The 11,769-nt window shown below is 69.0% G+C and carries 14 protein-coding genes; 13 read left to right on the top strand and 1 reads right to left on the bottom strand.

Annotated features, from left to right (window positions below; genetic code table 11):
* The 13 genes from PLL68_RS09135 to PLL68_RS09075 all read left to right on the top strand — a co-directional run.
* Nucleotides 1-578, top strand: a 578-nt coding sequence (locus tag PLL68_RS09135) for an L-threonylcarbamoyladenylate synthase (protein ID WP_324533455.1), incomplete at its 5' end; no start/stop codon positions are given.
* Complete coding sequence (gene glyA, locus PLL68_RS09130) at nucleotides 571-1,863, top strand: serine hydroxymethyltransferase (protein ID WP_324533454.1); 1,293 nt, start codon at nucleotides 571-573, stop codon at nucleotides 1,861-1,863. The genes PLL68_RS09135 and glyA, both read left to right, overlap by 8 nt.
* Nucleotides 1,864-1,877: 14 nt before the next feature.
* A complete protein-coding gene (locus tag PLL68_RS09125; protein WP_324533453.1) occupies nucleotides 1,878-3,269 on the top strand; it encodes a sugar transferase in 1,392 nt (463 codons plus the stop codon).
* A gap of 93 nt (nucleotides 3,270-3,362) precedes the next feature.
* Nucleotides 3,363-3,815 (top strand): Cg1360 family ATP-synthase-associated protein, encoded by a 453-nt coding sequence (locus PLL68_RS09120; protein ID WP_324533452.1) that lies wholly within the window; start codon nucleotides 3,363-3,365, stop codon nucleotides 3,813-3,815.
* Between the two features lie 115 nt (nucleotides 3,816-3,930).
* Nucleotides 3,931-4,761, top strand: coding sequence for a F0F1 ATP synthase subunit A (atpB, locus tag PLL68_RS09115; protein WP_159900445.1), 831 nt, complete (start codon nucleotides 3,931-3,933; stop codon nucleotides 4,759-4,761).
* Between the two features lie 84 nt (nucleotides 4,762-4,845).
* Nucleotides 4,846-5,055, top strand: coding sequence for an ATP synthase F0 subunit C (gene atpE / locus PLL68_RS09110; RefSeq protein WP_159900443.1), 210 nt, complete (start codon nucleotides 4,846-4,848; stop codon nucleotides 5,053-5,055).
* 43 nt (nucleotides 5,056-5,098) lie between these two features.
* Nucleotides 5,099-5,683 (top strand): F0F1 ATP synthase subunit B, encoded by a 585-nt coding sequence (locus PLL68_RS09105; protein ID WP_159900441.1) that lies wholly within the window; start codon nucleotides 5,099-5,101, stop codon nucleotides 5,681-5,683.
* A complete protein-coding gene (locus PLL68_RS09100; RefSeq protein WP_324533451.1) occupies nucleotides 5,683-6,498 on the top strand; it encodes a F0F1 ATP synthase subunit delta in 816 nt (271 codons plus the stop codon). Before PLL68_RS09105 ends, PLL68_RS09100 begins: the two co-directional genes overlap by 1 nt.
* A 103-nt stretch (nucleotides 6,499-6,601) precedes the next feature.
* Nucleotides 6,602-8,248, top strand: a complete 1,647-nt coding sequence (gene atpA, locus PLL68_RS09095; protein WP_324533450.1) for a F0F1 ATP synthase subunit alpha — start codon at nucleotides 6,602-6,604, stop codon at nucleotides 8,246-8,248.
* An 82-nt stretch (nucleotides 8,249-8,330) separates the two neighbouring features.
* A complete protein-coding gene (locus PLL68_RS09090; protein WP_324533449.1) occupies nucleotides 8,331-9,230 on the top strand; it encodes a F0F1 ATP synthase subunit gamma in 900 nt (299 codons plus the stop codon).
* A 14-nt stretch (nucleotides 9,231-9,244) separates the two neighbouring features.
* A complete protein-coding gene (gene atpD, locus PLL68_RS09085) occupies nucleotides 9,245-10,702 on the top strand; it encodes a F0F1 ATP synthase subunit beta (RefSeq protein ID WP_324533448.1) in 1,458 nt (485 codons plus the stop codon).
* A complete protein-coding gene (locus PLL68_RS09080; RefSeq protein WP_324533456.1) occupies nucleotides 10,699-10,968 on the top strand; it encodes a F0F1 ATP synthase subunit epsilon in 270 nt (89 codons plus the stop codon). The genes atpD and PLL68_RS09080 overlap by 4 nt, the downstream gene beginning before the upstream one ends.
* A 24-nt stretch (nucleotides 10,969-10,992) precedes the next feature.
* A complete protein-coding gene (locus tag PLL68_RS09075) occupies nucleotides 10,993-11,424 on the top strand; it encodes a DUF2550 family protein (protein WP_324533447.1) in 432 nt (143 codons plus the stop codon).
* A 7-nt stretch (nucleotides 11,425-11,431) separates the two neighbouring features.
* Here the strand turns inward: PLL68_RS09075 and PLL68_RS09070 are convergent.
* Nucleotides 11,432-11,769, bottom strand: a 338-nt coding sequence (locus PLL68_RS09070) for an ATP:cob(I)alamin adenosyltransferase (protein ID WP_324533446.1), incomplete at its 5' end; no start/stop codon positions are given.

The raw sequence follows: 11,769 nt of genomic DNA, 5'->3' as shown, positions 1-11,769 counted from the left end.
ACATGCCGCCTCCCGTGCTCGTCCCCGATGCGCGCACGGTCGACGGGCTCGCGACGGACGTGCCCGACTATGCGCGAGCACTTGTCGCCGCCTTCTGGCCAGGCCCGCTGACCATCGTCCTGCGCGCCCAGCCGTCCCTGATGTGGGACCTCGGCGACACCGGTGGCACGGTCGCCCTGCGGATGCCGGACGACCCGGTTGCGCTGGAGCTCTTGCGCGAGGTGGGGCCGATGGCGGTGAGCAGCGCGAACCGCACCGGCCACCCGGCATCGCGCACCGTCGTCGAGGCGGCCAGCCAGCTCGGCGCGGCGGTCGAGTTCTACCTCGACGGCGGGCCCGTCACCGGTGGCCTGGCATCGACGATCGTCGACTGCACCCGAGACGAGCCGGTGATCCTGCGGGTCGGAGCCCTTGCGACGTCGGACGTCATGGACGTCGTCGAGCGTGCGCGCGCCGACGCCCTAGAGTTGTCGCGCCCGGAGTCGGGCGACGAGGACGCGGCGGACGCGTCCGATCCGCCCGCCGCGAGCGAAACCCCCACCGCCAGTGAGCAGCGAGAGAGCAGCGACGATGACTGACACGTTCTACGGATCCGACTTCGGCGCCCTCGACGCCTTCGACCCCGAGATCGCGGGGGTGCTGCTGAGCGAGCTCGACCGGCTGCGCGGCGGCCTCCAGTTGATCGCGAGCGAGAACTTCTCCAGCCCCGAGGTGCTGACGGCACTCGGTTCGACCCTGTCGAACAAGTACGCCGAGGGATACCCGGGGCGCCGGTACTACGGCGGCTGTTCCGAGGTCGACAAGGCCGAGTCGCTCGCGATCGAGCGCTGCAAGGCGCTGTTCGGCGCCGACCACGCCAACGTGCAGGCACACTCGGGCGCGAGCGCGAACCAGGCCGTCTACGGCGCATTCCTCAAGCCCGGCGAGACGATCCTCGCGATGAGCCTGCCGCACGGCGGGCACCTCACCCACGGCACGAAGATGTCCTTCTCCGGCAAGTGGTTCGACGCGGTGCACTACGGAGTCGACAAGGACACCGAGAACATCGACTACGACGAGGTCGAGCGCCTGGCCAAGGAACGCCGCCCCAAGGTGATCCTCGCGGGCGGTTCGGCCATCCCGCGGCTCATCGACTTCGCCCGGTTCCGCGCCATCGCCGACGAGGTCGGGGCGATCTTCTGGGTCGATGCAGCACACTTCATCGGCCTCGTCGCCGGCGGTGCCATCCCCAGCCCGGTCCCCTACGCGGACGTCGTGTCGTTCACGACGCACAAGGTGCTGCGCGGCCCGCGCTCGGGAGCCATCGTCTGCAAGGCCGAGCACGCCACCGCCATCGACCGGGCCGTCTTCCCGATGATGCAGGGCGGGCCGCAGATGCACACGATCGCCGCCAAGGCGGTCAACTTCAAGGAGTGTGCGACGCCTGAGTACGCGGCGTACACCCGCCAGGTCGTCGCCAACGCCAAGGTCCTCGCGCAGACGCTGGGGGAGCACGGCATCCGCCCGACGACGGGGGGCACGGACACCCACCTGTCGCTGCATGACCTCCAGCCGGTTCAGGTGACCGGCGTCGACGCCGAGGCACGCGCGGACGCCGCCGGGATCACGTTGAACAAGAACGCCATTCCCTTCGACCCGCAGTCGCCGAACATCGCCTCCGGGGTGCGCGTCGGCACGCCGTGCGTCACGACCCAGGGCATGGGTGAGGACGAGATGCGCACGATCGCCGAACTGATCGCCAAGGCCGTCGTGCACGGTGACGCCGACCCGGACCACGCGGTCTCACGCGAGGTGCGGGCCCAGGTGAGCGAGCTCGTCGGGCGTTTCCCGGCCTACCCGCGCGCGGGTGCGGCACAGGCCTGAGACCTCGGATCTTCGTGTCCACACCGAGCCCCGGCACCGACCGGCCGATCCTGGCCCGGCTCAACAGCCGTGGGTTCCGGCTCGTCATGCTGCTGGACGGCGCCGCCATCCTCGGCCTGGCCGTGGGGTCGATGTGGTGGCGCTACGGGCTGCCACCCTGGCCGACGTACCCGACGGGTGCCTATGCGGTGTCGTTCGCCGTCTCGACGGCGATCTTCATCTCGGCGTTCTACTTCGGCGGGCTCTACGAACGTGAGCCGCGGCTGGGCGGTGCCGCCGTGTTCCCACGGGCTGCCGGGTTGTCGCTGGCAGCCGGCAGCCTCATCGCGCTGCTCAACCTCGCCCTCACGAGTCTGGCCAACCAGCGGGGCTCACTGACCCAACGGGTCCTGCCGTTCCCGATCCCCAACCTGCTCGCCGTCATCGTGCTCGGCGCTGTCGTCGTGGCGATCAACCGCGCGGTCGTGCACGCCCTGCGGACGCGTCGTGAGGGCCCTCCGCGCGTGGTCATCGCCGGCGAGCAGGGTGACCTCGAGCTCGCCCGGAGGCACCTGGCTGCCGTCGACGCGAGGGCGCTGGTCGTCGTCGCGGAGGTCGATGACCCGGCGGGCGTCGTCGACGTCGCCCGTGAGCTGCGGGCCACCGACGTCCTGCTCGTCACCGGCGCGTGGCTGGACAGCTGGTACCCGAAGACCATCGACCATCTCGACCAGCTGGGCCTGACCACCCTGTTGCGGGTGACCGGTCGCGAGACGCTGTTCGGTCTCGATCGGCTGCGCGAGATCGGGGGGATGCCGTTCGTCCTCCTCCACGCGCAGACCATGCCGAGCTCGCAGCGGCACTTCAAGCGGATCCTCGACCTCGTGCTGCTCCTCGTCACCGCTCCGGTGTGGATCGTCCTGCTCGTGGCGGTGTCGCTCTACCAGTTCGCGGTGGCCGGGAGGCCGGTGCTCTTCACCCAGACCCGGGTGGGCGTGGGTGGGGCACCGTTCGACATGGTCAAGTTCCGCACGATGCGCACCGATGCCGAGGCCGACGGTGTGGCGACGCTCTCGACCGGCAAGGCCGACTCGCGGGTCATCCCGGCCTGCCGTTGGGTGCGGGCGACCCGGGCCGACGAGCTGCCCCAGATCCTGCACATCCTCACGGGCAAGATGTCCATCGTCGGGCCGCGCCCCGAGCGTCCTGAGCTGACCGCCGGCTTCGAGCGGGACATCGCGGGGTACACCCGCCGTCACGAGGTGCCGCCCGGGCTGACCGGCCTGGCCCAGATCCACGGTCGGTACCACACCGACGCCGAGTACAAGCTGGGCTACGACCTCCAGTACCTCGTCAACTGGTCGCCGGTGCTCGACCTCGAGATCATCGCCCGCACCATCTGGGTCATCGTCACGCGGCGGGTCTGAGCGCCCTTTTGGGCTGTACCCGTCGCTTGTGATAACTTTCACAAGCCGTCCCGGAGACCTATCCGTCACGACCCCCGAAGAGGCCGATCGCCGATGACCGACCGCTCCACGAGCACCGAGCCGCACGCCGGCGCCCCCTTCGGTGCCATGCTCCGCGGGGCCCTGCTGCCCTCGCTGGTCGCCGGGGTGCTGACGGTCGTGGCCCTGGTCGTCGTGCGTGGGGGAGACGCCCTGGCCGGTGCGCTCATCGGCCTCGTCGTCTCGGTGGGCTTCTTCGGTTCCGGCATGTTCCTGCTGAGCAGGCTCGTGCGCAGCGCCAGCCCGCACGCGTTCTTCGCCGTCGCCATGGCGGTCTACCTCGGCCAGGTCATCGCCCTGCTGCTCGTCATCCTGGCGTTCAAGGACGCTGCGTGGGTCGATGGGCCAGCCCTGGGCATCGTGGCCCTGGTCGTGACGATCGTGTGGCAGGGGTTCGCGATGCGCGCCCTGCGCACCGCACGTGTTCCCGTGTACGACCCGCCCGCGGCCGACGGCGCCGCACGGTGAGACGCATCGAAACCCCCACGACCTGCGTCGCGGCCACCCTCGCGGGTCCGGTAGCGTACGTCCCGTTCCCCCGGGTGCCCGTCGATGGCGCCTGTGCAACCCCCGAGGAGAGGCTGTGAGCCTGAGCGTGGTTCCCGCACACTGGCTTCAGAGCGGTATCGCCGCAACCGACGGCGAGGGCTTCCAGGCCCCCGGCCCCGAGTCCTTCTGGTGGCCGCTGATCGGCAGCGACACGAGCAACTGGGCGTTCACCCGTCCCTCGTTCGTCGTCATGGCCTCTGTCGTGATCATCGCGATCTACTACATGAGCGTGGTCAACAAGCTGACCATCGTGCCGACCAAGCGCCAGTGGATCGCCGAGCAGAGCTACGACTTCGTGCGCAACACCATCGCCCGCGACGTCATCGGGTCGAAGGACTTCCTGCAGTTCCTGCCGCTGCTGCTGACGCTGTTCACGCTCATCCTGTTCAACAACATCATGGGGATCGTGCCGTTCGTGCAGTTCCCCTCGATGAGCCGGATCGCGTTCCCGATCGTGCTGACCCTGATCGTCTACATCGTCTACCACACCGTGGCGATCCGCCGGAAGCACGGCGTCGTCGGCTACCTCAAGTCGCTGGTGCCCCCCGGGCTGCCCGGCTGGCTGAAGCCGATCATGTTCATCCTGGAGTTCCTGACCTACTTCCTCATCCGGCCGCTGACGCTCGCCCTGCGACTCTTCGGCAACATGCTCGCCGGCCACCTCATGCTGCTCGTCTTCATCCTCGGCGGCGAGTACCTGCTGCTGCACGGCAGCAACCTGTTCGTCCAGTTCTCCGGCGTGCTCGGCCTCGGCTTCGGCATCGTCATGACCTTCTTCGAGCTCCTGGTGCAGTTCCTCCAGGCGTTCATCTTCACCCTGCTCGCCGCGCTCTACATCTCCGACGCGGTGAGCGAGCACCACTGATCTCCCGGACCCGTCCGGTAAGTACAACCACCTGATGAACACTCCGACGCCGGGAGCCCCTGGCGCCACCGAAAGGAAAACGCAATGACTGGTGACATCACCTTCCTCGGCTACGGCCTCGCCGCCATCGGCCCCGGTATCGGTGTGGGTCTCATCTTCGCCGCCTACATCAACGGCGTCGCTCGCCAGCCCGAGGCCCGAGGCATGCTCCAGACCATCGCCTTCACCGGTATGGCCCTCACCGAGGCGCTCGCGATCCTCGGTCTCGTGTTCGTCTTCGTCTTCGCAGGCTGACGCACCGACGACCCCCCGTTCGATCGACAGATAAGGAAGCGACGTGGTTCTCGCATCCGTGAAGGCATCCGAGGGTGTCGGCTGGCCGGCAGCACTTCCGTTGCTGCCGCACCCCGCCGAAATCATCATCGGGCTGATCGCCTTCGCCATCCTCTACAGGATCTTCTCCAAGAGCGTCGTCCCCAAGATGGAGGCGATGTACGCCGAGCGTGCCGCAGCCATCGAGGGCGGCATGCAGGAGGCCGAGCAGGCGCAGGCCGAGGCCCAGGCTGCCCTGGAGAAGTACAACGCCCAGCTCGCCGAGGCTCGCACCGAGGCCAACGAGATCCGCGAGTCCGCTCGTGAGCAGGGCGCGTCGATCGTCGCGGAGATGCGTGCCCAGGCCCAGGCCGAGGCAGCCCGCATCTCCGAGTCGGCCAAGCGTCAGGTCGAGGCCGAGCGCCAGCAGGCCGTGGTCCAGCTGCGCCAGGAGGTCGGCACGCTGTCGACGACCCTGGCGGGCAAGATCGTCGGCGAGTCGCTCGAGGACGAGGTGCGCCAGAAGGGCATCGTCGACCGGTTCCTCGCCGACCTCGAGGCCGGCGACATCGTCCCCGAGAAGGTTGCCCCGGCGGGGCAGGACGCCTGATGCGCGGCTCGTCGCGAGGTTCGGCCACCGCGGTGCAGGCGGCGCTCGACGCCGTGCTGGCGCAGGGGTCGTCCTGGGCGCCGCTCGCGGATGAGCTCTTCGCCGTGACCGCGGTCGTCGACGGCAACGCGTCGCTGCGTCGGGCCCTTGCGGACCCCTCGCGCGGCACCACCGAGAAGCAGGGCCTGGCCCGTGCGGTCTTCGGGGGCAAGGTCGGTGAGACCACCACCAACCTGGTCGCCGAGGTCGCAGGGCAGCGCTGGTCCGCCGAGCGTGACCTCACGGACACGCTCGAGTCCACAGCCGTGCAGTGCCTGCTGGCCACGGCCGAGCGAGCCGGTCACATCGACCGGGTCGAGGACGAGCTCTTCCGCTTCGAGCGGATCGTCGCCGGCGACCCCGCTCTGCGGGACACGCTCTCCAGCCGCAACACCGACGGCAACGGCAAGGCCGCTCTCGTGCGGGGTCTGCTCGAAGGCAAGGCGGCGCCCGAGACGGTCCGCCTCGCGGAGCAGGCGGTGCGCGCCCCCCGCGGACGCCGTCTGGACCGCACCATGGAGGCCTACCTCGCGTTGGCCTCGACGCGTCGTGACGAGCTCACCGCGCTCGTCACCGCGGCGACGCCCCTCACCGAGCAGCAGGGTGCCCGGCTGCGCAGCGCCCTCGAGGCGCACTACGGCAAGGCCGTCAGCCTCCAGGTCGTCCTCGACCCCACCGTCATGGGCGGCATCCGGGTCCAGGTCGGCGACGACGTCGTCGACGGCACCGTCCTGCGGCGCCTCGACGAAGCCCGCCGCCACGTGACCGGCAGCTGACACCGCACGTCCACGCACGGCATCCGTACACCGCAAGACACCGCACCACCGACCACAGACTTCGGCCCCACCAGGGGCCGGTGACCGAGGAGAAGATCAGAACATGACGGAGCTCTCGATCCGTCCGGACGAGATCCGGGACGCCCTGGACAGCTACGTCCGGTCCTACGAGCCCGGCGCAGCCGCGCGCGAAGAGGTCGGTCGCGTCACCGACGCCGGCGACGGCATCGCGCACGTCGAGGGCCTGCCCTCGGCGATGACCAACGAGCTCCTCCAGTTCGAGGACGGCACCCTGGGCCTGGCGCTCAACCTCGACGTCCACGAGATCGGCGTCGTCATCCTCGGTGAGTTCTCCGCGATCGAGGAGGGCCAGGAGGTCAAGCGGACCGGCGAGGTGCTCTCCGTGCCCGTGGGCGACGCGTTCCTCGGCCGTGTCGTGAACCCGCTCGGTGCGCCGATCGACGGCCTCGGCGAGATCGCCAGCGAGGAGCGCCGCGCCCTGGAGCTCCAGGCGCCCAACGTCGTGCAGCGCAAGTCGGTGCACGAGCCGCTGCAGACCGGCCTGAAGGCCGTCGACGCCATGACGCCGATCGGCCGTGGCCAGCGCCAGCTCATCATCGGTGACCGCCAGACCGGCAAGACCACGGTCGCGGTCGACACGATCATCAACCAGAAGGAGTTCTGGGACAGCGGCGACCCGACGAAGCAGGTGCGCTGCATCTACGTCGCCATCGGCCAGAAGGGCTCCACGATCGCTGCCGTCCGCGGCACGCTCGAGGAGGCGGGCGCGATGGAGTACACGACCATCGTCGCCGCACCGGCCTCTGACTCCGCCGGCTTCAAGTACCTCGCCCCGTACACCGGCTCGGCCATCGGCCAGCACTGGATGTACCAGGGCAAGCACGTCCTCATCGTCTTCGACGACCTGTCCAAGCAGGCCGAGGCCTACCGCTCCGTGTCGCTGCTGCTGCGCCGGCCGCCGGGCCGCGAGGCCTACCCGGGTGACGTCTTCTACCTGCACAGCCGGCTCCTCGAGCGCTGCGCCAAGCTCTCCGACGACCTCGGCGCGGGCTCCATGACCGGCCTGCCGATCATCGAGACCAAGGCGGGTGACGTGTCGGCCTACATCCCGACCAACGTCATCTCCATCACCGACGGCCAGATCTACCTCCAGTCGGACCTGTTCAACTCCAACGTCCGCCCGGCGATCGACGTGGGTGTCTCGGTGTCCCGAGTCGGTGGTGCCGCGCAGATCAAGGCCATGAAGTCGGTGGCGGGTCGCCTCAAGCTCGACCTCGCCCAGTACCGCGCGCTCGAGGCGTTCGCCATGTTCGCCTCCGACCTCGACCCCGCCTCGCGTGCCCAGCTCGCGAAGGGCGCTCGCCTCGTCGAGTTGCTCAAGCAGCGTCAGGCCTCGCCGTACCCCGTCGAGGAGCAGGTCGTCTCGATCTGGATGGGCACGACCGGCAAGCTCGACAGCATCGCCGTCGACGACGTCCGCCGCTTCGAGGCCGACTTCCTCGACCACCTGCGTCGCAGCCGCGTCGAGCTGCTCGACGCGATCCGCGAGACCGGCAAGTTCGAGGAGGAGACCGAGCAGGCGCTCGACTCCGAGATCGAGAACTTCAAGGCCAAGCTCTTCCAGGCTTCGGGTGCCGACGGCATCCAGGCGGGGAACGAGGCCGAGGACGAGGCTGCTGCCCGGGCGCTGGCGTCCGAGCAGGAGAAGATCGTCAAGCAGAAGCGCTAGATCGGATGCTGGGGCGTGATGCGCCCCGGCACCGACCCGGCCACACGGCCCACGAGCAGAAGAACCAGGAAGGCGGAAACGTATGGGAGCGCAGATCCGGGAGTACCGGAACCGCATCCGTGCCGTCAGCTCGACGAAGAAGATCACCCGAGCCATGGAGCTCATGGCTGCCTCGCGCGTCGTCAAGGCGCAGCAGGCCGTGCGTGAGTCCAGCCCGTACGCGCGGGCGCTCACCCGGGCGGTCTCCGCAGTGGCGACGTTCTCCAACGAGGACCACCCGCTGACCTCGGAGAAGGAGGACGTCAAGCGCGCGGCGGTGGTCATCATGACCTCCGACCGCGGCCTGGCCGGTGCCTACAGCTCGTCGGCGATCAAGGAGAGCGAGCGGCTCATCGCGTCGCTGCGTGACGAGGGCAAGGAGGTCGTCCCCTACCTGCTCGGCCGCAAGGCGATCGCCTTCTACAAGTTCCGCCACCGCGAGTTCGCCGCCGAGTGGAGCGGCGCCTCCGAGCGCCCGAGCTTCGAGACGGCCCGTGAGGTCGGCGAGCGACTCGTCGCCGACTTCACCACCCCGACCGAGGAGGGCGGCATCGACGAGGTGCACATCGTCTTCACCCGGTTCGTCTCCATGGTCACCCAGGAGCCCGAGGTCATTCGGTTGCTCCCGCTCGAGGTCGTCGAGGGCGAGGAGGCACCGGCACCGGATGACCTGCTGCCGCTGTACACCTTCGAGCCCGGGGCCGAGAAGGTGCTCGACGCGCTGCTGCCGAAGTACGTCAACGCCCGTCTGTTCAACTGCATGCTCCAGGCCGCCGCGTCCGAGCTCGCCGCCCGCCAGCGGGCGATGAAGTCGGCGACGGACAACGCCGAGGAGCTCATCAAGAAGTACACCCGGTTGGCCAACCAGGCCCGCCAGGCCGAGATCACCCAAGAGATCAGCGAAATCGTCGGCGGCGCCAGTGCCCTGGCCGAGAGCAAGTGAGTGAGAGAGAGATCATGACTTCAACCCTCAGCGAGCGCAGCGAGGTTCACGCCGTCGGCGGTGTCGGGCGTATCTCGCGCATCATCGGCCCCGTCGTCGACGTGGAGTTCCCCGTCGACGCCATGCCCGAGCAGTACAACCTGCTCACCAGCCAGGTCGAGATCGGCGGCGAGACCAAGAACCTCAACCTCGAGGTCGCGCAGCACATCGGCGACAACATGGTGCGCGCCATCTCCCTTCAGCCCACCGACGGTCTCGTGCGCGGCACCCCCGTGCAGGACACCGGCGGCCCCATCTCGGTGCCCGTGGGCAACCAGACGCTGGGCAAGGTCTTCAACACCACCGGTGAGGTGATGAACCTCGCCCCGGGCGAGACCTTCACCGCGACCGAGCGCTGGGGCATCCACCGCACCGCGCCGCCGTTCGACCAGCTGGAGTCCAAGACCCAGATGTTCGAGACCGGCATCAAGGTCATCGACCTGCTGACCCCCTACGTGCAGGGCGGCAAGATCGGCCTGTTCGGCGGTGCCGGTGTCGGCAAGACGGTGCTCATCCAGGAGATGATCGCCCGTGTCGCCCGCGACCACGGTGGTGTGTCGGTGTTCGCCGGTGTCGGTGAGCGCACCCGTGAGGGCAACGACCTCATGGTCGAGATGGAGGAGGCCGGCGTCCTCGGGCAGACGGCCCTCGTGTTCGGCCAGATGGACGAGCCGCCGGGCACGCGTCTTCGCGTCGCCCTGTCTGCTCTGACGATGGCGGAGTACTTCCGCGACGTCCAGGGCCAGGACGTGTTGCTGTTCATCGACAACATCTTCCGCTTCACCCAGGCGGGTTCCGAGGTCTCCACGCTTCTGGGCCGGATGCCGTCGGCCGTGGGTTACCAGCCCACCCTCGCCGACGAGATGGGCACCCTCCAGGAGCGCATCACCTCCACGCGTGGCCACTCGATCACCTCGATGCAGGCGATCTACGTGCCGGCCGATGACTACACCGACCCGGCTCCGGCCACGACGTTCGCGCACCTCGACGCGACGACCGAGCTCTCGCGTGAGATCGCCTCGCTCGGTATCTACCCGGCCGTGGACCCGCTCACCTCGACGAGCCGGATCCTGGACCGTCGCTACATCGCGGAGGACCACTACACCACCGCGCTTCGCGTCAAGGGGATCCTCCAGCGCAACAAGGAGCTCCAGGACATCATCGCGATCCTCGGTATCGACGAGCTCTCCGAAGAGGACAAGATCCTCGTCAACCGTGCCCGTCGTCTGCAGCGCTTCCTGTCGCAGAACACCTACGTCGCCAAGCAGTTCACCGGCATCGAGGGTTCGACGGTGCCGCTGGCCGACACCATCGAGGCGTTCACGAAGATCTGTGACGGCGACTACGACCATGTCGGTGAGCAGGCGTTCTTCATGTGCGGTGGCCTCGACGACGTCGAGCGCCAGTGGGCCGAGATCCAGAAGAACCTCTGATGGCTCTCACGGTCGAGCTCGTCGCCGCGGACCGCAAGGTCTGGGAGGGTGAGGCGAGCCAGGTCAGCGCCCGCTCCATCGACGGCGACCTCGGCATCCTGCCCGGTCACCAGCCGCTGCTGTGCGTGCTGGGCGAGGGCGAGGTGCGGATCAACGGCGAGGGTGGCTGGAAGTCGGCGACCATCGACGGCGGCTTCCTGTCAGTGGACCACGACCGCGTCACGATCATCGCGGAGTCGGTCGACGCCTCTGGCATGAGTTCCTGACATCGAGGGCCGAGGACCGCTCGCATGACGCCACTCGTCGTCGCCGAGGTGGTCCTCGCCCTCATCGTGCTGGTCATCGTCGGCGCGCTCACCTTCGTGTGGGCGCGCCGTCGGTACATTTCAGGGGATGGCCGCCCGGTCATGTTGTGTGCTCGGCGCGACGGGGAGGGTGATCGGTGGCGCCTGGGTCTGGCGCGGCTGAGCTCGGACCGCTTCGAGTGGTTCAGCATCGTCGGGCCGTCGCTGCGACCGGAGGTGGCCTGGGTGCGGGGTCAGCTCGACTTCGGATCGGTCTCCCCGCTCAGCGACCCCATTCCCGGGCTCGCCGACCCGGTCGCGGTGCTCGGGAGCTCCGGCGCCGCGACGTGTGAGTTCGCCTTCGTGCCGGCGGCCTACACGGCGGTGCGGGCATGGCTGGAGTCCAGCCCGCCCGGGTACAAGGCCAACGTCGCCTGACCCGCCGTCAGGACGGGGTGGGGGGCTGCTCACGGCCGCCACCCGGTGCCCAGAGCACGTCGCCTCCGGGGAGGTTGGCGTAGCGGGCCAGCACGAACAGCAGGTCGGACAGGCGGTTGAGGTAGGTCGCGGTCGTCGGGTTGATGCCACCCTCACCGCGGGCCGTCCCCGGCTCGGTCCCGTAGGCCTCGATGGCGGCCCACACCGACCGTTCTGCCCGGCGCACCACCGTGAGCGCGACGTGGAGGTGAGCAGCGCCGGGTGTGCCTCCGGGGAGGATGAACGAGCGGAGCTTCTCGAGGGAGGCCAGGTAGGTGTCGCAGTCGGCCTCGAGCTCGCTGACCC

Origin of the sequence: Ornithinibacter sp., assembly GCF_035443565.1 — a bacterium.
Taxonomy (GTDB): Bacteria; Actinomycetota; Actinomycetes; order Actinomycetales; family Dermatophilaceae; genus Fodinibacter.
The sequence above is the reverse complement of the archived record's forward strand: the minus strand, read 5'-3'. Positions and strand labels throughout refer to the sequence as shown.

What these genes read in the sequence shown, in the direction of transcription:
- glyA (WP_324533454.1), top strand. Translation starts at nt 571, where the DNA reads ATGACTGACACGTTCTACGGATCCGACTTCGGCGCCCTCGACGCCTTC.
- PLL68_RS09120 (WP_324533452.1), top strand. Translation starts at nt 3,363, where the DNA reads ATGACCGACCGCTCCACGAGCACCGAGCCGCACGCCGGCGCCCCCTTC.
- atpE (WP_159900443.1), top strand. Translation starts at nt 4,846, where the DNA reads ATGACTGGTGACATCACCTTCCTCGGCTACGGCCTCGCCGCCATCGGC.
- PLL68_RS09100 (WP_324533451.1), top strand. Translation starts at nt 5,683, where the DNA reads ATGCGCGGCTCGTCGCGAGGTTCGGCCACCGCGGTGCAGGCGGCGCTC.
- atpA (WP_324533450.1), top strand. Translation starts at nt 6,602, where the DNA reads ATGACGGAGCTCTCGATCCGTCCGGACGAGATCCGGGACGCCCTGGAC.
- PLL68_RS09090 (WP_324533449.1), top strand. Translation starts at nt 8,331, where the DNA reads ATGGGAGCGCAGATCCGGGAGTACCGGAACCGCATCCGTGCCGTCAGC.
- atpD (WP_324533448.1), top strand. Translation starts at nt 9,245, where the DNA reads ATGACTTCAACCCTCAGCGAGCGCAGCGAGGTTCACGCCGTCGGCGGT.
- PLL68_RS09075 (WP_324533447.1), top strand. Translation starts at nt 10,993, where the DNA reads ATGACGCCACTCGTCGTCGCCGAGGTGGTCCTCGCCCTCATCGTGCTG.